Annotated in this window: 15 protein-coding genes; 10 read left to right on the top strand and 5 right to left on the bottom strand. The window is 66.5% G+C overall.

The genetic code is table 11. The features are described from left to right. Window positions 1-79: 79 nt before the first annotated feature. The 5 genes from ACWHYV_RS01615 (at window position 80) to ACWHYV_RS01635 (ending at window position 8,855) form a co-directional block, all read left to right on the top strand. Window positions 80-1,216: an ABC transporter ATP-binding protein gene (locus ACWHYV_RS01615; protein WP_447978920.1), complete on the top strand. Its 1,137-nt coding sequence runs from the start codon at window positions 80-82 to the stop codon at window positions 1,214-1,216. Window positions 1,217-1,232: 16 nt separating this feature from the next. Further along, a complete protein-coding gene (locus tag ACWHYV_RS01620) occupies window positions 1,233-2,795 on the top strand; it encodes an alpha,alpha-trehalose-phosphate synthase (UDP-forming) (RefSeq protein WP_447978921.1) in 1,563 nt (520 codons plus the stop codon). A gap of 160 nt (window positions 2,796-2,955) precedes the next feature. Then, complete coding sequence (locus ACWHYV_RS01625; RefSeq protein WP_447978922.1) at window positions 2,956-4,245, top strand: TolC family protein; 1,290 nt, start codon at window positions 2,956-2,958, stop codon at window positions 4,243-4,245. 200 nt (window positions 4,246-4,445) lie between these two features. After that, entirely contained in the window at window positions 4,446-5,633 is a 1,188-nt protein-coding gene (locus ACWHYV_RS01630; RefSeq protein WP_447978923.1) for an efflux RND transporter periplasmic adaptor subunit, read from the top strand. A 108-nt stretch (window positions 5,634-5,741) separates the two neighbouring features. Beyond that, window positions 5,742-8,855: an efflux RND transporter permease subunit gene (locus ACWHYV_RS01635; RefSeq protein WP_447978924.1), complete on the top strand. Its 3,114-nt coding sequence runs from the start codon at window positions 5,742-5,744 to the stop codon at window positions 8,853-8,855. A 123-nt stretch (window positions 8,856-8,978) separates the two neighbouring features. On the opposite strand, the gene ACWHYV_RS01640 is transcribed toward ACWHYV_RS01635, so the two are convergent. Next, the gene (locus tag ACWHYV_RS01640; protein ID WP_447978925.1) at window positions 8,979-9,158 is read right to left on the bottom strand and encodes a hypothetical protein; all 180 of its coding nucleotides are present in this window, start codon (window positions 9,156-9,158) and stop codon (window positions 8,979-8,981) included. Between the two features lie 186 nt (window positions 9,159-9,344). On the opposite strand from ACWHYV_RS01640, the gene ACWHYV_RS01645 reads away from it, so the two are divergent. The 3 genes from ACWHYV_RS01645 (at window position 9,345) to ACWHYV_RS01655 (ending at window position 12,777) form a co-directional block, all read left to right on the top strand. Continuing rightward, on the top strand, window positions 9,345-10,217 hold the full coding sequence (locus tag ACWHYV_RS01645) for a hypothetical protein (protein ID WP_447978926.1): 873 nt from the start codon (window positions 9,345-9,347) through the stop codon (window positions 10,215-10,217). Between the two features lie 11 nt (window positions 10,218-10,228). Further along, window positions 10,229-11,386, top strand: coding sequence for a hypothetical protein (locus ACWHYV_RS01650; RefSeq protein ID WP_447978927.1), 1,158 nt, complete (start codon window positions 10,229-10,231; stop codon window positions 11,384-11,386). 113 nt (window positions 11,387-11,499) lie between these two features. Further along, window positions 11,500-12,777, top strand: coding sequence for a cation:proton antiporter domain-containing protein (locus ACWHYV_RS01655; protein ID WP_447978928.1), 1,278 nt, complete (start codon window positions 11,500-11,502; stop codon window positions 12,775-12,777). A gap of 47 nt (window positions 12,778-12,824) precedes the next feature. Here ACWHYV_RS01655 and ACWHYV_RS01660 read toward each other — a convergent pair whose 3' ends face one another. Both ACWHYV_RS01660 and ACWHYV_RS01665 read right to left on the bottom strand, forming a co-directional pair. Beyond that, complete coding sequence (locus ACWHYV_RS01660; RefSeq protein WP_447978929.1) at window positions 12,825-13,988, bottom strand: cation:proton antiporter; 1,164 nt, start codon at window positions 13,986-13,988, stop codon at window positions 12,825-12,827. Window positions 13,989-14,061: 73 nt separating this feature from the next. Further along, window positions 14,062-14,892, bottom strand: coding sequence for an HAD-IIB family hydrolase (locus tag ACWHYV_RS01665; protein ID WP_447978930.1), 831 nt, complete (start codon window positions 14,890-14,892; stop codon window positions 14,062-14,064). Window positions 14,893-14,908: 16 nt separating this feature from the next. Between ACWHYV_RS01665 and ACWHYV_RS01670 the strand changes: the two genes are divergently transcribed. Then, entirely contained in the window at window positions 14,909-15,361 is a 453-nt protein-coding gene (locus ACWHYV_RS01670) for a hypothetical protein (RefSeq protein ID WP_447978931.1), read from the top strand. Here the strand turns inward: ACWHYV_RS01670 and priA are convergent. Together priA and ACWHYV_RS01680 are read right to left on the bottom strand one after the other, a co-directional pair. Next, window positions 15,358-17,652 (bottom strand): replication restart helicase PriA, encoded by a 2,295-nt coding sequence (gene priA, locus ACWHYV_RS01675; RefSeq protein ID WP_447978932.1) that lies wholly within the window; start codon window positions 17,650-17,652, stop codon window positions 15,358-15,360. The genes ACWHYV_RS01670 and priA overlap by 4 nt on opposite strands. A gap of 56 nt (window positions 17,653-17,708) precedes the next feature. Further along, window positions 17,709-19,160 carry an OmpA/MotB family protein gene (locus tag ACWHYV_RS01680; RefSeq protein ID WP_447978933.1) on the bottom strand — a complete coding sequence of 484 codons (1,452 nt, stop codon included), beginning with the start codon at window positions 19,158-19,160 and terminating at the stop codon, window positions 17,709-17,711. Window positions 19,161-19,326: 166 nt separating this feature from the next. On the opposite strand from ACWHYV_RS01680, the gene ACWHYV_RS01685 reads away from it, so the two are divergent. Beyond that, on the top strand, window positions 19,327-19,527 hold the full coding sequence (locus ACWHYV_RS01685) for a hypothetical protein (protein ID WP_447978934.1): 201 nt from the start codon (window positions 19,327-19,329) through the stop codon (window positions 19,525-19,527). The last annotated feature ends 128 nt before the right edge of the window (window positions 19,528-19,655 follow it).

The following is a 19,655-nucleotide window of genomic DNA, read 5'->3' on the forward strand; positions in this document are numbered from 1 at the left end:
CGCGATCGAGGCCCTACGACGGCATAGCCGTGCCGTGCCGGGCGGCGTTCGCCGCCCGGGTCGCGAAGTCGGGATAGCCATGGCCGAAGTTCATTTGGAACAGATCGTGAAGCGAATAGGGGCGGCGGAGATCATCCCCGATCTGACGCTGACGGTCCGCAAGGGTGAGTTGTTCACGCTGCTCGGACCCTCGGGATGCGGCAAATCGACGCTGCTGCAGATGATCGCAGGGTTGGACCGGCCGACGACCGGGCGGATCTTGTTCGACGGCGAAGACATGACGACCCGGGAGCCGCGCGAGCGCGATGTGGCCATGGTTTTCCAGGCCTATGCCCTCTATCCACACATGACCGTGGCGGAGAATCTTGCGTTTCCGCTTCGCGTCGGCCGGCGCACCGCCCCGCTCGAAGGCCGCACCATCGACGAGGAGGTCCGGCGGGTGGCCGGGTTCCTGAACATCGAGGGGCTGTTGGCCCGGCGGCCGCGTGAACTGTCGGGCGGCCAGCGCCAGCGGGTGGCGCTCGGGCGGGCGCTCATCCGTCGCCCACGCGTCTTCTTGCTCGACGAGCCCCTGTCGAATCTCGATGCGCAGTTGCGCACTGACATGCGAGCCGAGCTGCGGCGGCTGCACGACGAGCTCGGGGTGACGATGATCTACGTGACCCATGACCAAGTGGAAGCCATGACGCTGGCCGATCGCGTCGCGGTTCTCGACCGCGGCCGCGTCCAGCAGATCGGTCGGCCGCATGAGCTCTACGAGGCGCCGCGCAATCTGTTCGTCGCCGGCTTCATCGGCCATCCCTCGATGAACACCTTCGAGGCGTCGATCCAGCGCGACCATGCCGCCGCCGGGCCGCTTCGCGTCCCGGTTCCCGCAGAGATCAACCGACGCTATGGCGGCCGCCGTGTGTGCATCGGTCTTCGGCCCGAGGACGTCCGCATTACCGCCGCGGCGATGCCGGACCCAAGCGGGCAGATCCGTGCGGTCGTGCGCTTGATCGAGCCGACGGGCGGGCAGACCTGGGTGACGTGCGAGCTTGCCGGCGTCCCGGCCGCGGGAGACCATCCACGACCGCTGACGATCGTCGGACTCGCGGACCGGCGGTTCGAGGCGAAGCCGGGAGAGAGGGTGGCTGTGGCGGTCCAGAAGGATGCCGTCCATATTTTCGATCCCGATACGGGCATGCGGATCATGCCCTCCTCGGTGGCGGCATGAACCAGAGACGGGTGCCATGAAGGCGATCGAGCATGTCGAACGAGGGGTCGAGGTGGAACGGAGCGAGGCCCGCTCGCGCCTGATCATCGTCTCCAATCGCGAGCCGTACGAGCATCGGCTGCGCCAGGGCCATCGCGTGTGCGAACGAACCGACGGGGGCTTGGCCTCGGCGCTTGATCCCGTCTTGAAGCGGGTCGGCGGGGTCTGGGTGGCCTGGGGCAGCGGCCAGGCGGATCGCGAGGCGACCGGCGCGGACGACCGGCTGGCGGTGCCGCCCGAGGCGCCGGCCTATTACCTGCGTCGCGTCTGGCTCACGGAAGACGAAACACAAGGCGGCTACCAAGGGTATGCCAACGAAGTGCTGTGGCCTCTGTGCCACGTCACGTTGGATCGAGTCGCCTATCGCAAGCGGTATTGGGACGCCTATGTCGCGCTGAACCGGCGGTTCGGCGCCGCGGTCGCCCAGGAGCTGCAGGCGGGCTCGGGACTCGTCTGGGTGCACGATTTTCATCTGGCCTTGTTGCCCGCCTTCATCAAGGAGCGGAACCCCAACGCGGTCGTGGCGTTCTTCTGGCATGTGCCATGGCCCGGCCCGGACGTCTTTCGGATCCTCCCGGAGCGACAGGCCGTCGTCGGCGCCCTCCTGCAGGCGGACAGCCTCGTCTTTCAGACTCCGGGGTACGCCCGGGCGTTCCAAGAAAGCGCGCGGCAGTTCCTGGACGCCGGCATGGAGGCTGGGAGCGGCACGGTCGTGTACAAGGGCCACCGGACTCGGATCACGGCGCGGGGAATCAGTATCGACTTCGACGCCTTTTCAACCCGCGCTCGGCGGCCGCAGATCGAGCAGACGATGGCAAGTCTCAGGCGGCAGATCGGCCTGCGGCCTGGGGTGAAGGTCGGAGTCGGGGTGGACCGGCTCGATTACACGAAGGGGCTGCTGAAGCGGCTGTGGGCCTTGGACCATTTCTTCCAGCGGCATCCCGGCTATCGCGGTCGTTTCACGTTCATCCAACTCGCGGTCCCAACACGCCGGGAAATGGAGACGTACCGCCGGTATCGCAAGCACATCTGGCAAACGGTCTTCGAGATCAACGACCGCTACCGGCTGGCGGAGGGACCGGCCGTCCAGCGGTGGCAGCCGATCGTGTACTTGGAAGACCGCTTCAACGCGGACGTCCTGGCCGCCTACTACCGTCTCGCCGATCTGGCCTTGGTCAGCTCGGTCAATGACGGGATGAACTTGGTCGCCAAGGAGTACGTCGCGTCCCAGGTCGACGAGCGGGGGGTGCTGTTGATCAGCCAGATGGCCGGCGCGGCCGAAGAGCTTCGGGAGGCGCTCATCATCAACCCCTACGACTCGGAAGGGCTCGCCGACAGCATCAAAGAAGCGCTGGAAATGCCCGAGGACGAGCGGCGACGGCGGATGCGGGTGATGCGCGAGTACTTGCGGGATCACGATGTCCACGCCTGGGTGGACGACTGCTTGAACGACGCCGCGGCGGCGGTCGCGGGCGGAGGGTCGGTCGTGGATGGGGCGGCGACGGCGTCGGCTGTCGCGCCCCCGGCCGAGCGGGCTTAGGACTCCGTCGAAGGATGGCTCGGACAGACGCCTCACTGGATATCTTGCCGGGCCGTGAAGCGGTTTTGTTCATTGAGACGGCGGGCACGGTTTGATATCACAGCGGATCGGCCGGCGTGGCCCATGGCCGTTGCCCCATCTTTTACCTTGGGGAGGAACCATGAAGGGACTTCTGATTCTCATCGTCTCGGCGTTCATGCTGCTGGGGAGCACGGGCGGGAAATGGAACGCGCATGCGGAGGTCCACTCCTTCGATCTCCAGACGGTCGTGGATCTCGCGCTCGAACGGAATCCGTTGGTCGCCGGTGCGCTGGGGGCCATCGACCAGAGCGTGGGCCAGCGGATCGCGGCCGGTGCCTATCCCAACCCCACGATCTCGGCCTTCACCGGCAACGGAATCCTGCGGGACGGGGGCAGCGTGGCTGCCGAGATCGTGCGCGCGCCGGCGAGGGAGCAACTCTTCGAATACAACGGAACGATCGGGCAGCCGCTCGAATGGCCGGCCAAACGTGCGGCCCGGCAGCGCGCCGCCGAAGCCGGGGTCGCGGGCGCCACGATGGGGCTGTCCGAGACCAAGCTCAATCTTGCCACCGACGTCAAGATCGCGTTCTATGAGCTGCTGCTCGCGCAACGCGATCTCGAGCTGGCGAAACAGAACCTCGAGATCGTCGAAGACGTGCGGCGCATCGTCGCCACCCGCGTGCGGCTCGGAGAGGCGCCGCAATTCGAAGCGATCAAGGCCGAAGTGGAGGTGCTCAAGGCGAACCAGGCCGTGACGCGGGCCGAAAACACGGTCCGGATCAATCGCGTGATCCTCGATACGTTGACCGCCGGCGCCCTGGGCACGAGCTACGCGGTGCAGGGCGACTTCACGCGGTTTCCGGCCGGGCTCAGCGTCGACTCGTTGATGGCCCACTCGCTCGAGCACCACCCGACGATCACCCGGCTGGTCCGGTCCATCGAGCAGGCGGGGTTCAACATCCAGTTCGAGCGCCAGAACCGGGTGCCGAACGTCACCGTGAACGGCTCCTATGTCCGCGAAATCGGCCGCGAGGCGGTCCTGGCCGGCGTCACCGTCCCGACGCCGATTTGGTATCAACGGCAGGGGGAAATCGCCGGCGCGCTCGGCGCCAAGCGGCGGGAGGAGGCCGAGCTCGTGCGGGCGCGGAACGAGCTGCTCCGGGCGATCAATCAGCACTATCAAGATGCGAAGACGACGGCGGAGCTGATCGACGTGTTCGAAAAGGGGCTTCTCAAGCAGGCGCAGGAGGCGCTCAGGATCGCCCAGTTCAGCTTCAAACAAGGTGCCGCCAGCCTGCTCGAGGTGCTCGATGCGCAGCGGGTCCTCCGTTCGATTCTCTTCGACTACGTCCAGGCGCGCTCTGATCTCTCGATCTCGCTCGCGCGGCTCGAACGGGCGGTGGGCGGCCCCTTGGCCGGCGTGTTCTAACGGCTCGCTCGCGGGCGGACGGAAGCCGTGGGCGTCGACGGGGAGCGGGCTTGCTCCAAGAGGGCCCGGCTTTTTCTGCAAGCGCGGGCTACGGATGTGTATACTGGGGGCGGACCTGAACGGTCGTGCAGGATCGACACGGAAAACGGGGACGCCGGTATCATTGGGCTTGCAGTGACATGATGGGCAGGAACTCATCGATGAGCATGCGTCTGTCTCGGCTTGCGGACGTCGGCCTCGGCTTGACCCTCGGCCTGCTGCTGTTCTCCGGCTGTGACGCTCCCCCCGAAGCCTCGTCGCAAGCCAAGACGACCGAGAAGGAGCTCTCCACCGGTCTGGTCCGGCTGACCGCCGAAGAGGCCAAGGCGGCCGGGGTGGTCGTCGAACCCGTCATCCGGGGCGAGTTCCGGAGCTATCGCGATTTCCCCGGCACCGTCGAGCCCGACCAGCACGCGCTCGCGGAGATCACCACGCTCGTGCGCGGACGCGTCGTCGACGTCTACGCCGATCTGGGGCAGGAGGTCAAAGGCGGGCAGCTCCTCGCGATGTTGTACAGCAGCGAGCTCGGCATGGCCCAGTCCGCCTATCTCAAAGCCAACGCCAAACTCTACGTGGCCGAGCGGTCGTATGAGCGTGCGAAGTCGCTCTTGCAGGAGAAAGTCATCGGTCTCGCGGAGGCGCAGCGGCGCGAGGGCGAGATGATCAGCCTGCGCGCGGAGAAGCGCGAGGCCAGCGACCGCCTGCGGCTGTTGGGCATGTCGGAGGAGGAATTGCAGCGCCTGGACCGTGAGCAGACGATCCGGTCGCACGTCCCCATTGTCGCCCCCTTCGACGGTCGGGTGATCGCGCGGAACCTCACCAAAGGGGAGGTCGTCGAGACGACGGAGAAGCTCTTTGTCGTCGCCGATCTGTCCGAGGTCTGGGTGACCGCCAATATCCCGGAAAAGGACATCCCGTTCATCTACAACGAGCAGCCGGAGCGTCAGTCGGTCGAGGTCCGGGTGTCGGCCTATCCCAACGAGGTGTTCCATGGAAAGATCACCTACGTGGGCGACGTCTTGGACCGCGCGACGCGGACCATGCGCCTGCGGCTCGAGCTGCCGAATCCGCACCGCCGGTTGAAGCCCGAGATGTTCGCGACGATCCGGATCTATTCCGAGCCGGAAAACGGGGTCCTGATGATCCCGGAGGCCGCGGTCCAGCGCGATCGCGATCGGCGGTTCGTCTTTATCGAGCGCGAGCCGTTCGTCTACGAAGCGCGGAACGTCTCGCTCGGTGAGTCGAACGGCCGCATGATCAAGGTGCTCGACGGGCTCGCCGAGGGCGAAACCGTCGTCACCAAGGCCGCCTTCGTGCTGAAATCCGAGCTCCTCGGGGACCAGATCTAGCCGATGGCCATCCGCGTGTCGGGATTTGCCGCCGCCTCATCGATGGGCTCCCCGTCCCGCCGGCCGCGCCGGGTCCTGCGCCCCGGCCGAGCGGTGGTCTTCTAACCCGTGCTCGCGGCTCTGCTCGAACTCGCGCTGCGGCAGCGCGTGCTGATCGTCATCCTCGCGCTGGTCCTGGTCTCGGCCGGCGTCTATGCCTTCCAGACGATTCCGATCGACGCGTTTCCCGACGTCACGACCGTTCTCGTCCAAGTCGTGACGAAGGTCCCCGGCCTCTCCCCCGCCGAGATCGAGCGGTTCGTGACCTTTCCGCTCGAGCTGCAGTTGACCGGAGCGCCGGGGCTCGTCGAGATCCGCTCCATGTCCAAGGTCGGGCTGTCCCTGATCGACGTCATTTTCAAGGATGACGTCGACATCTACCTGGCGCGACAAGTCGTCTTGGAGCGCGTGCTCGAGGTGCAGGAGCAGTTGCCGCCCGGGGCGGTGTCGCAACTGGTCCCCAACAGCACGGGGTTGGGCGAGGTCTACCAGTACTACCTGGAAGGCCCACGGGACAACGATTCCGCCCATGTGACGACCGAGGCGGAGCTGATGGAGCGCCGGACCGTCCAGGACTGGGTCATTCGGCCGCTGCTGAAAGGGCTGCCCGACGTCGTCGACGTGAACTCGATTGGGGGCTTCGTCAAGCAGTATCAAGTCATGGTCGAGCCCGGCTTGCTCCGCAAGTACAACCTCTCGCTCCACGAAGTCTTCGAGTCGGTGGCGCGGAACAATGCCAACGCGGGCGGCAACATCCTCGAGAAGCACTCCGAAAAGTACATCGTTCGCGGCGTCGGCTTGATCCGGACCATCGGCGACATCGAGAACATCGTCGTGAAAGAGGTCGGCGGCACGCCGGTCTACGTCCGCGACGTGGCGGAGGTCAGGATCGGGCATGCGGTCCGCCACGGGGCGGCGGTCCTCAACGGAGACCGCGAGGTCGTGACCGGGATCGTCCTGATGCTGCGGGGCGGCAACGCCCGCGACGTGGTGCAGGCGGTCAAGGACAAGATCGGCGAGATCCACGCGAAGCACCTGCTGCCGGAAGGGCTGAAGATCGTCCCGTTCTACGATCGCATCGAGCTGATCACGCAGGCCCTCGACACCGTGTACAAGGCGATGCTCGAAGGGATCGTGCTCGTCGTCGTGATCCTGTTCTTGTTCCTGGGCAACGTGCGGAGCGCGCTCATCGTGACGGTGACGTTGGTCGTGACCCCCCTGGCCACGTTCATCGTCATGGACGGCGTCGGGCTCACGGCCAACCTCATGTCGCTCGGCGGGCTGGTGATCGCCATCGGCATGATGGTGGACGGCTCCGTCGTCGTCGTCGAAAACGTCTACCGTCATCTCTCCGAGCATGGCGGCGAGACGATCGATCGAAAGGCGCTCGTGATCCAGGCGGTCAAGGAGGTCGGGCAACCCGTCGTGTTCGGCATTTTGATCATCATCATCGTGTTCCTGCCGATCCTCTCCCTGCACGGCATGGAAGGGAAGATGTTCCATCCGCTCGCGTACACGATCATGATCGCCCTGCTGATCTCGCTGGTCCTGTCGCTGACGCTGTCGCCGGTCCTCTGCGCCCTGCTGCTCAAACAAGGCCGCGAGGAAGACACGTTCATCCTCCGTTGGGCCAAGCGCGCGTACCTGCCGGTCCTTCGCTGGGCCCTGGCCCATCGTACGGCCGTGCTGGGCATCGCCCTGCTGCTGCTCGCGGGCAGCCTCGCCCTCTTTCCCTTCCTGGGCGGGGAATTCATTCCGATTCTCAACGAGGCGGCGCTGACGCCGCAGACGATCCGGTTGCCGAGCATCTCGCTCGACAAATCCATCGAGATCGAAAAGGAGATGCAGCGGGCGGTGCTCGAGTTCCCGGAGGTCCGCATGGTGGTGTCGAAGATCGGCCGCTCAGAGCTCGGCAACGACCCTCAGGAGCCGAACGCGAGCGATCCGGTCGTGTCGCTCTATCCCATGGACCAATGGCGGACGGCCGACACCAAGCCCGAGCTCGATAATGCGATCCGCCAGCGGTTGGAGAAGGTGCCCGGGGCGAGCTTCCTGCTGAGCCAGCCGATCCAACAGCGGGTCGACGAGCTCTTGTCCGGGGTCCGCTCGGAAGCGACCGTCAAGGTGCTCGGCGAGGATCTGGACGTTCTACGGACGACCGCCGACAAGATTCAGGCGATCATGACCTCCGTGCGGGGAGTCAAGGACGTGCGGGTGGAGCAACTGTTCGGCCAAGCGTACCTGACGATCGATGTCGATCGCAGCAAGATCGCGCGGTATGGGATCAACGTCGCGCACATCCGGGAGATCATCACGACGGCCATCGGCGCGGAGGCCGCGACGCGGGTCTACGAGGGCCAGCGGCGGTTCGATCTGATCCTCCGCTATCCGGAGCAATATCGAAACAGCGTCGAGACGATCAGCAATATTCTGTTGACCAGCGCCAGCGGCGCGTTGATCCCGCTGGGTGATCTCGCCAAAGTCGAGCTGAAGGAAGGCCCGGCGCTCATCAGCCGCGAGGGGCTCCAGCGGCGGATCTACATCGGATTCAACACCTACGGGCGGGACATCGACAGCATCGTCAGGGAGGCGCAGCACAAGATCCAGAAGCAGATCCAGTTGCCGCCCGGCTACCACATCGTGTGGGGCGGGTCCTTCGAGAACATGCAACGGGCCATGGCGCGGCTGCAAGTCATCGTGCCGATCACGATTGCGCTGATCTTCCTCCTCCTGTTCTCGTCGTTCAATTCGGTCCGCTATGCCGGGCTCATCATCTTGAATTTGCCGCTGGCGCTGATCGGCGGCATCGTCGCGCTGTGGCTCACGGGGGAATACCTGAGCGTTCCCGCCTCGGTGGGGTTCATCAATCTCTTCGGCGTCGCGGTGCTGAACGGGATCGTGCTGGTGTCCTACATCAACAAGCTGCGGGAAGACGGGATGGGCGACGAGGAGGCGATCGTGAAGGGGTGCCTGCTGCGCCTGCGGCCCGTGCTGATGACGGCCCTGGTGGCCTTGCTCGGGCTGATTCCCCTCGCCTTGGCCCACGGCATCGGCTCGGAGGTGCAGCGGCCGCTCGCGGTGGTGGTGATCGGCGGCCTCATCACCTCCACGCTGCTGACGCTCATCGTGCTGCCGGCCTTGTACGGCTGGTTCAAAGAGCGGGCGGTTCGATCGCGTGCATGACCGGGGCGGGGCGGCGGGGAGCGTGAGGAGCGCCCAACGCAAAGGCCGACGGGCGTCGGGCGCCCGCCGGCCCCTGGCGTGATTCGCGGGGAGGTGGGCTCCCCCCGACAGGGACGGCGTCGATCAGTGCCCGCCGTCCTTCTTCTCGTCCTTCTTGTCCTCGTCGGCGACATGCCCGCCCGACTTCTTGTCCTTGGCCTTCTCCTCCGATGGAGCTCCGGAGTCGCTCGCGAAGCTGGCGACCGGATGAGAGCCGAGGGCGAGAACCGCACCCAACACGAACAACGCGACCCACTGTTTCATCGATCAACCTCCATGAATGGATAAGTGAGGACCTCGCACGCCACCGTGCGCCGGGCGAGACAGATACCAAACGGCCCCTTGCCCCCACAATGGACAAAACCGGACGGTCCCCGCGGGAAATATCTAAGGGCTCTTCTCGCGGATGGCCCGTCGTGTGTGGCATACTCCGCGGCCGTTGGGGGGACTATGTCCGATCGACGTGAGGCCGCCGGCAAGCTGACTCAGCTCGTGTCGACGGTCGAGGAGTATGACGCCTTGATGACGGCGGTGCTGCCGCACCTGCTCGACCATGCGGCGGGCCAGATGAGGCGCTTCCTTCGTGAAACCGGCCAGTGGGCCGACGACGTGTCCCACGAGAAGTTGGCGCTGCGCTGGGGATACGAGCTGGTCGAGCGCTTTCTGGTCCATGGACGCACCGAGGTGCCCTGCCGGCCGTTGTTCCTCCTGGACAGCCTGATCGCCCGGTATTTCAGCCGGCCGGAGGCCTTCTGTTACGGGAAAGACCTGCTCTCCCCGCTCGGGCGCTTCATCGAAGGGCTGACGGCTCGCGCGGTGATCAGCCGGGATGCGCTGATGGCGCTCTTCTACCACCTGTACGGGTTCGGCCAGAGCCAGGTCGCGAGGGTCTTGGGCCTCGGCGCCGCCGAGTCGCAACGGGTCTACAAGAACTTCGATCGATGGCGGCGTGGGGGCTGGCAGCGCGCGGTGGACGAGCTCGGCCTGACGGAACACGACCTTCAAGCGATCGAATGGCAGCAGCGCCGCGAGCCGGAACAGTTCAACGCGGACGCCGATCGCCTATGCCGGCTCGTCCAGGCGCACTATCGAAAGAGCGAGCCCGAGCATTTTCCGTGTCTGTCCAGACAGCAGTGGGCGCATCTCTTCGACGAAGGCTATGGGTATGACTATCGCGTATGGCATCTGGCGCTGTGCCTGGACTGTCTGGTCACCGTGTGCCAGGCGCGGCGTGAGACGATCCACGACGCCAGGCCGCGGCTCGATGTGAGAATCCGTCCGCTCTTGAGCGGCCGGCTGGTGGAATCGTGCCAGACCGGTTGAGTGGGGACAGTATGATGCCAGATGAGGCGCTGAACGCGTACCGGGAACATCTGCTGTCGGCCCTGCGACGGCCGGATGGGTTGCACCCAGACGCCGTCGAATCCCTGCAGGTCATCGTCAACCACGAATCCCTGGGCAGGATGGACTGCCACGGCACCGCCGGGTCGGTCGCATCCATCGTCCTGGCGCACTCGATCCAGACGGTGGAGCTCCGCACCGATGCCGGTCTGCTCCTCGGCAGCCTTTGGGTCGGCGAGGTCCCCTTCAAGGCCGGACGCTTCGTCGTCGGGGAGTCGGTCCTCGAGGTGACCGTGCAGAACCAACCCGGCCAAGGGCGGCTGCGCGTCTCCTATTCGGCGAGCGAAGGGTTCCGCCCGGCCGAACCGGCGGTGCAGCGGCGTGAGAGCCGCCGCGCCTCCGGAGCCGTTGGAAAGAATCGGACCTGGGCGGCGGCGATGTCCGTCGTGCCGGCAGCCGCCGTGGCCGCGCTGGTCGTACTCGCCGTCGACGCCAGCCTCGTGCGATGGGACTGGGGCTCCGTCGTGCGGTCGGCGGCGGACACCGAGCCGGCCCGGCAGGTGTCCTCGCTCGAGGCGGCGCTCGAGCGACAGGCGCGGTTGCTCGACGGGCTCGGACGCGGGCAGGCATCGATTGCCAAGGCGCTCGAGGCGGAGCAGGCCGATTCGGTCCGCCTCCACGCGCTGGTCCGGCGCCTCGAGCGCTCGCAGGCCACCGTGTCCGAGACCGTTCGCCAGGTGTCGGAGCGAGTCGCCCGGCTTGGCGAAGAGGTCCACATTGAGGCCGACGCCTCGGCACGGACGCAGGAACGAGGCGGCGCCTCCTTTGTCGCAATGACCGCCGCCGCCCGACCGGAGCCGAAGCCTACCGGACCGAACGGCGCCGCGACGGCCCCCCCGACCCCGGCCGATGCGCGGTCGATCCCGCTTGCTCCGTTCGCGTTTTGGGTGGCGTTCGAGGACGACACGCCCGAACGGAGCATCGAAGCGTTGATCCGAGAGATCCATGGCCGGACCGGTCAATTCAACTCGGGTTGGTACAACGTCGAGGTCAGTCTTGCCGAGCCCGAGACCCCGGACGGCTTTGTCGCCTCGTTGAAAAAAGTGAAGATCGTCAAGGCCGTGAGGACGAGCCTCGCTTCGACCCGTTAGACCGGCTCCGACCCGGCCGGCCGCCCCTTCCGCCGACCCGCCCCGTCCCTTGCGCGGTTGTCCTCTTCGGGATTTTCCTATAGTCTAAAGACCCAGGAGCGCTGCGTGCGACCATGGAACAGTTGACCGTTCAAGCGGTGCTCGGGTTGATCGGGGTCATCATCCTGATCGGCCTGGGGGGAGAGTTCCTCTTCAAGAAGACCGGCATGCCCAGCGTGCTGTTCTTGATCGCGCTCGGCGTCCTGCTGGGACCCATCGCGGGACTGATCCACGCCCAAGACGCCATCGACCTTGCCCCGTACTTCGGGACGCTGGCCCTCCTCATCATCCTGTTCGACGGCGGGTTGAACCTCTCGTTGATGAAGGTGCTCAACGAAGCGCCGATGGCCCTTCTCTTCACGCTCGCCGTGTTCGCCGCCACGGTCGTCGGGGTCGGCGCCTTCTATGCGTCCGTCCTGGGCGGTCCGTGGCTCCACGGACTTCTGCTGGGCGCCATCCTCGCCGGCACGACCGGCGCGATCGTCATTCCCGTCGTCTCGCGCCTTCCCTCGGTGGGGGAACCCGTCAAGGTCCTCCTGAGTCTGGAATCCGCCTTCACGGATGTCTTCGTCGTCGTCATCTCGCTCGCCGTCATGGGGATGCTCTCCCAGCCCGGAGGAGGCGGCAAGATGATCAGCACGGTCTTCCACGCCTTCCTGGACGCGCTCCTGCTGGCCGCGCTGGCGGGCGTGCTCTGGTCGCGGCTGCTCGCCTGGCTCCAGGGTCAGACCTTGTCGTACATGCTCACCTTCGCGGCCATTCTCGTCCTCTACGACATCGCCGAGCTGGTCGGCGCCAACGGGGCCATCACGATCCTCATGTTCGGGATCGTGCTCGGGAACATGGAGATGCTGGTCGGCCGCGTCGCCGCCCCGATCCGCCGCCTCATCGGGTACCAGCTCAACGAAGCCGAATTCGCGCTCGACACGTTCCTGAAACGGCTGAACGAAGAGCTCGCCTTCCTCGTCCGCACGTTCTTTTACGTGCTGCTGGGGCTCATTTTCGACGTGTCGGCGTTGACGTGGATGGTCGCGGGCTCCGCCGCGGCGATCTTCGGCGTCGTGCTGGCGGTGCGCTGGATCGCCGTCCAGGTGTTCGCGCAGACACTCTGCCGATGGAGTGCGACCGAGCGCCGTGTGATCCTGGCCATGTTGCCCCGCGGCGTGGCCGCCGCCGTGATGGCATTCCTCCCGGCCGCCTCCGGCGTGCCCGGAACCGAGGAGTTTCCGCTGTACGCCTTGATGGTGATCGCGCTGTCCGTCCTTTACATGACCGCCGTGCTGGCGCTGGAGCGGCGGCTGGCGTCCGACGTCGTCATGCCGCTTCCCGCGACCGAAGCCTCCAAGCCGTAGCCCAAAGACTCCCGCCCCGTCCTCGCGGGATCCTCGAGCCGCTCGCCTCATCCACGACCGCGCGCGAACAGCCACTTCAGCACGATGGGCGACAGGAACGTCGTGAGCACCACGACGATGAGGATGGCGCCGTACTCGCCCTCGCCGATGACCTTCGCCGACAGCCCCAAGCCGGCGAAGATCAAGCCGACCTCACCGCGCGGCAGCATGCCCACGCCGATGACCCAGCGATCCGCCTTCTGTCCGAACACGCCGAGGCCCGAGAGCAGCTTGCCGAGCACGGCGGCCCCCGTGAGCGCCGCCGCGAGCAGGAGGATCACGTGGTTCTGCGGATTGAACGGGTTCAAGTGATGGAGGTCGGCGGCGACGCCGACCAGGACGAAGAAGATCGGGACGAAGACGTCGGCAACGGGTTTGAAACGCTCTTCGAGGTGCGTCTGATGCTCCGAACGGGCGAGGACGAGGCCCGCCGCGAACGCGCCGACGATCGGCGCGAGCCCCAGCCATTCCGCGGTCGCGCTCAGGAGCAACACGAACGTCAAGGCGACCATCACGAGGGCGCCCCGGGTGTTCATCCGGTTCACGAGCTTGCTGAACCACCCGGCATAACGCACGCCCAGCATGATCGCCGTGACCAGGAACCCTAGGGCCAGGCCGGTCGTCCAGACGATGTCCAACCAGGAGACGGTGCCGGACCGTGCGAGTCCGGCCACGACCGAGAGGATGACGAGCCCGAGCACATCGTCGATGACGGCGGCGCCGAGGATGATGTTCCCCTCGGCGCTCCGGAGCCTCCCGAGGTCGGACAGCACCCGGGCCGAGATCGCCACGCTCGTCGCGGTGAGGGTGGCGCCCACGAAAATCGCCTGCAGCTCGCTCAGCCCGAGGAGCACGGCGGCCAGGTACCCGAGCGCGAACGGCATCAGAACGCCGATGACCGCCACGAACGCGGCCGAGCGTCCGACCCGAAGGAAGGACTGAAGGTCGGATTCCAGGCCGACCTCGAACAGCAGGAGCACCACCCCGATCTCCCCGAATAGCTTGAGCGTTTCGGTGCCGTGGACGAGCCCCAGCACGCTGGGGCCGACGAGGACGCCTGCGAGGAGCTCGCCGAGGACCGACGACTGGCCGATCCGAGCCGCCAATTCTCCCATGATCCGGGCGGCGAGGTAGATGACGATCAAGCTGATGAGGAGCTCTCGAAGTTCCATGATCAGGGTCTGGGAGCGTCCCCGCCGCCCGCTCTGGTCCTGGGCGGGCGCGCCGCGTGATGGGGAGCGCCGGTCATGCCGTCGCGAGGAGCGACAAGAGGGCGCTATTCCAGCCGGCAGGACCGATGCCGCCCGCTCGGTGGAGCCGTGGAACGTGAACGGCGGGATCGTATGAGCCGTCCGGTCGTTGGACGAGGATCGGATAGTCCACCACGGAGAGCAGCGGAAGATCGTTCAGGCTGTCCCCGACGCCGACGGTGACGATCGGCGGGCCTCCGGCACGCGCCTCGCGGCGATACGCGTCGATCAGCCGCCGTGCGGCCACGCCCTTGTCCGTGCCGGCGAGCAGGTGATGGAACCGCCCGCCGGCGATGCACTGGAACCCGCGTGCGCCCGCCGCCTCTTTCAACCGGTCCAGCGAAAGGTGGGGGTCGGAGGAGAAAAAGGGCTCGTCGTATTCCCGTTGCTTCGCGCGGGCGGCCTCATCGAAGGGGAGCCCCGTGAGCCGGCCGATCTCGGCCACGGAGAGATCCCCGAAGCCGATGAGCGAGACGCCCAATGCCGACCCCAGCTCCTTGAGCGTCTGTCGAACGACGGGGTAGGGCCGCCCCAATACGAGCACGTGATAGCCGTCTTGGTCGATCGCGCCGGGAATGGGTGTGGCCAAGGTTCCACGCGGGACCAACACGGCGCCGCCGTTCTCGACGATGAATGGGCCGTGATGCTTCAGGCCGACCCGAATCGCTTCGATCTCGGCCCGGGTCTTGCTCGACACCGGAACCACGAGGCCGCCCTGCCGCTGCAACGCGGTCAGCGCGTCCGCCGCGCCTTCCCACGAATAGGTCGCGGCATCGAGCAGGGTCCCGTCGAGGTCGGTCAGCACGAGCAGGCGACGCGGCGGCATGAGACTACGATACTGAATGCCGGGCGACAAGGCAATCGGAGCCGTTGACTTCAGCGCAGGCTGCCTGCACACTGCCGCCATGTGGTGGTTGCGGCTCAACGCGGTCTTGGGCAGCCTGGTGGTCACGCTCGGATTCTGGATGCTCTGGGGTGAGCTGCCGCTCGGCGTCACGGTCTTGGTCGGACTGGCGGTTGCCGCCTTGCTCCTCCGGCTGTGCTCGTCGGTCGGCGCCGTGTGGGCGTGGACGACCGCCATCCTCGGCCTCGAAAGCCTGGCCTGGCCGATCGCGACGATGATCGAGATCCGCATGGCGACGGCCGAGCCGACCGAACAGGAGATGGGACTCATCCTCACGGCGGTCCTGTTCGGCCTCTTCTCGTCGATCTTCTGGCTGACCTTTTCCTATGGGATCTTCAAGAAGCTGAAGGGCGGCGAGGGCGAGACATCTCGACGGGGCGTCCCCTCTTAGACGATCGAGAGCGGATCCACGTCGACCTCGAGCTTGAGGCCGCTTCGTCCCGTTCGTCCTTCCCATTCCCGCAGGATCCGTCCCAGCGCCTGCCGGCCGGCGTCCGCGTCGGGCGTCTTCACGAGAAGCTGCCAGCGAGACTTCCCGCGCAGTTGCGGGTGCGGGGGCGGCGTCGGTCCCCACACCGTGAGGCCCGTCCCTTCCGTCGATGTCGAGAGCCGACGCGCACACCACTCGGCCGCCTCTTGTGCCCGACCGGACGACGCACCGGAGACCCTTACGCTGAACAGATGTCCAAACGGCGGATACGCGAGCGCACGCCGGAACGCCAGCTCTTGGTCGTAAAAGATGGCCGGCTTGTTCTGTGAAACGGCCGCGATGACGTGATGCGCCGGCAGGCGGGTTTGCATGACGACGTGCCCCGCCCCGTCGCCGGCCGAGACCAGCCCGACGGCTTCGGCGAGCGCATGGTACGTCTGCTCGCTCGCACGAAAGTCGGGCATGTGCAGTCCGGCGTCCGCGTACACCACGCCGACGAAGCTCGTGTTCGGCAATGAGGCTTGGAACAGCAGCTGGGTCCCGATCACGATGTCGACCGGCCGGGACGGCACGATCAGCCCCGGCCGTCCCCGACGCGGCGACACATCACGATCCAGCCGTGCGATCACGGCGTCCGGGAACAGGCGGCGAACCCGCTCTTCGATCGCTTCCGTGCCGATCCCTGAAGGCTCCAACCGAGGGGCCGAACAGGTCGGGCACGTGTCCGGCAGCGGCTGCCGGAGATGGCACGAGTGGCACACGAGGCGCCCGGCCTGTTTGTAAAAGGTCAGGGCCACCCGGCATTGCGGGCATTGCGGGGTATTGCCGCAGTCGCGACACACGAGCGCCGGCGCGAACCCTTTCCGGTTCAAGTACAAGACCGCCGTGGAACCGGACGCGCGCGCGCGGCGGATGCCTTCGACCATCTCGTCGGACAGGAGGGTGCCGTACGGACGGCGGCGGAGGTCCACGGTCTCGATGTGCGGAGCGGAGGCGGCCGCCGACACCAGTGCCTGGGGCTGCTCGTGGACGGCATGCCAGGTTTCGACGGTCGGGTGGCCGGAGCCAAGCAGGAGGACGGCGCCCTCGGCTTGGGCCCGCATGCTCGCAACCGTCCGGGCATGGTAGCGGGGCTCGCTCTCTTCCTTGAGCGAGGCATCCTCTTCGTCGTCGAGCACGATCAGGGCCGGTGCCGGGAGCGGGGCAAATACGGCCGAGCGGGTGCCGATGACGAGATTGGCCGCTCCGGAGCGGATACGCTCCCAGCTCGTCCGGCGTTCGTGGGTCGAGAGCCCGCTATGGAGCCATTCGACCCGGTCGCCCCATTGGGCTTTTGCCGAAACGGCGAACGTCTCGGCTCGGGCGATCTCCGGGGCGATGATCAGCACCGCGCGATCGCGCTTGATGAGGGATTCGGCGAGTCGTTGGATGGAGGCCCGACGCAAGGAGCGGGGTGCCCATAAGAGAAAGCGGGCGAACCGTCCCGTTTCCAGCGCGCGCTCGATGTTGTCCAACCGGGTCTCGGTGATCGCGGGAGGCGCTTCCGCGGGAAGTGCCGCGGCGGTGACTGACGTGGGCTTGGAGGCGGCGCGCGTCCGCCGGCTCGGAGCGTCGCAGGTCGATTCGATCAACCCATGGCGTTCCAGCCGATGCAGATGCCGGACGGTCATGGACCCTCCTGCCCGGCGTAACGTGGCCGTCGTCAGCCCGCCGGCACGGCGTCCAAGGCGGGTCAGCAGGATTCTGGCCGCCTCGGGCAGCGCACCCATCCGACCAGGCTGATCAGGCTTCTGGATCAGCGCGCGGCCGGCCTCGGTCAGGCGATACCGCTGGACCGGTCGTTCGGCGACGGGGGGAAGGACCAAACGGATGCACTGGCCCCAAGGGGCGAGATAGTACTCCGCGACGGCACGGGTCAAGGCCAGGAGCGAGCCCGAAAGCCGGTCGTCGCCGCCTGCCGGATCCACGGCCGCGATGTCACGGAAGCGGATCGCGTGCCGAGGTCCCTCTGGGAGAGGCGGGGTGTCCTCGGTCGCCACCACGGTGCCACGCAGGGTCGTCCGCCCAAAGGGCACGACCACGACGGACCCTATCGCGATGTGCGGGCGAAGCGGCTCGGGTATGCGATAGGTGAAGACGCGATAGAGATGACGGGGGAGGACCACGTCGGCATAGCGTGGGGAGGGACGGGAGGACTGATCCGAGGGACCAGGGGGAGCGCACGACGTCGAGCGGCCGGTCTCATCGGGCATCGAGGCATTCTAACAAGCGGGCCTCGACGTGACAACGCGCCGTCGCGTCGAGAGGGTCAGTTGTTCGTGACCGGGACCTCGGCTCCGCCGGCCGCCGCCTCATGCTGCGGGCCTTCGCCGTGCTCTTCCGGCTGCTTCTCCTCGGGCGCGACATGGCTCGGCCCAGAGTCATCGGAGGCAGGGCCCGGCACGTTGACCTGCAACGGGGCGAGGTCGGGCGCTTCGGCCTGTGGCGGGATGGCGGGCTTCGGATTCAGCACGATCTCGATGCGGCGGTTCTTGCGACGACCTTCTTCGGTGGCGTTGCTGGCCACGGGTCGAGTCTCGGCATGGCCGATCGCCGAGAGCGAGCCGGGGTCCAAGCCGGCTTCGATGAAGTACCGCACGATCAGGTTGGCGCGTGCCTCGGACAGCTCGCGGTTGGAGGGGTACCGGGCGAGGAGGCTGCGGCCGATCCGCATGTTGTCCGTATGGCCTTCCACCAAGATCTCCTGGTCGTTCTGCTGCTTGAGGTAGTCGCTGATCTGCTTGAGGATCTTCAACCCCGTCGGCTTGATGTGCGCGTCCCCCGGATCGTACTCGAGCTGATCGACGAGATCGTTCAGACTGATCGTCACGCGGTCGCCGGACTGGGTGATGCTGACATCACCCTTCGCAATCTCCGTCGCCAAGGATTTGCTGAGCTCCTCGCGTGATCGGGACGCCGAACGAGCGGGAGGTGCGGGGGCGACGGGCAGCGCGACCGGCGAGGCGACGGCGGCTTGTCCGGACGGCACGGCCGGCGTGAGTTGGTCGCCGACTCCCACGGGTCTCAACGCGCGAAGGACGAGGGCGCTCGCCGTGGTCTCTTCCAAGGCGACGACCTTGATCGTGGCGATCGTCTCGTTCGGGTAGCCCGGTTGGCTCCGCAGGACGTCCAAGCGATCTCCGATCCGAAGCCCGTCCTCTCGGCCCCAATCGATATAGACGAAGTGGTTTTGCGCGATCAATGTCCGCGGCGTCTGCACGTCGATGATCCGTCCGTACCCCTCCGCCTGGAGCTGATCGGCTTCGGCGGAGCTGTCCGGAGGAGGCGGCGGAACGAACGGCATCAACCGGTCGCCGGGATGCACCGCCGAGTAGCCACGCTCGATCTTCGCGGTGGCGAGCTGGTCGTCGATCTTGACGATCCGGATGACGGCCAGCACCGAGAAGAGATCACCCATGGCGCGATGCGTCACAGGATGAAACACGGGATGAATGCGGCGATAGACGGTATAGAGGGAACCGGGCGCGACCTCACTGGGATCTTCCATTCGGGCGTAGACGGTATCGGTTTGTCCGACGATCATCCGGCTGTAGGGGGTTTTCGTGACCACGCCGTGAACCGGGACGCTCTCCCGGATGAAGCCGGAGGAGAACGCCAACGCCTGCTCGCCCAGCCGGACGGACAGGTGAGAGGGAGCCTCGGCATGGACGACCATCCCGTCGATCAGAGCGAAGCCGATTATCAGTGCCCACACGCGCATCACAGGCCTCATAGTGCGTCCCCCCAGCTCAGTGGCATTCTGGGCAAACCATATCAAACGACGTCCGGTTGTCAAGGAAAAGACCTTGTATTGGAGCGGGTTTGACAGCCCGTGGAGGCCGATGCTAAGGTGCGAGCCCTTCCTCGCCACGACGTGAGGTCGAGTGATGCCTCCGCGAGAGGGTGAAACGCGACGGTCGCCCCAGGGTGATGAGGCGAAGCGTCGGATCGAAACGCAGATCCATCGGCGAAAGAAGGCCAAGGCGGTCCCGCCGCTGGAAGCCGAGTGGCAGGCGGGGTCCGATGAGCCGCCGAACCTCCGTACGCCGTCAGACCGCATGCAAAAGACCCCGAAGCGTCCCTCGTGAGCGTCCGAGGATGAGGCCGATCGACGCGCCCCGCTGCGCGATCACCGCTAGGGCTTTCGGGAGACGCGCCTTAGGTCCTTTGTGCGCTTGAATTTGTTGCAAACCCCTCGATACACTGTCCAAATCTG

This window comes from Candidatus Nitrospira bockiana (assembly GCF_965152565.1).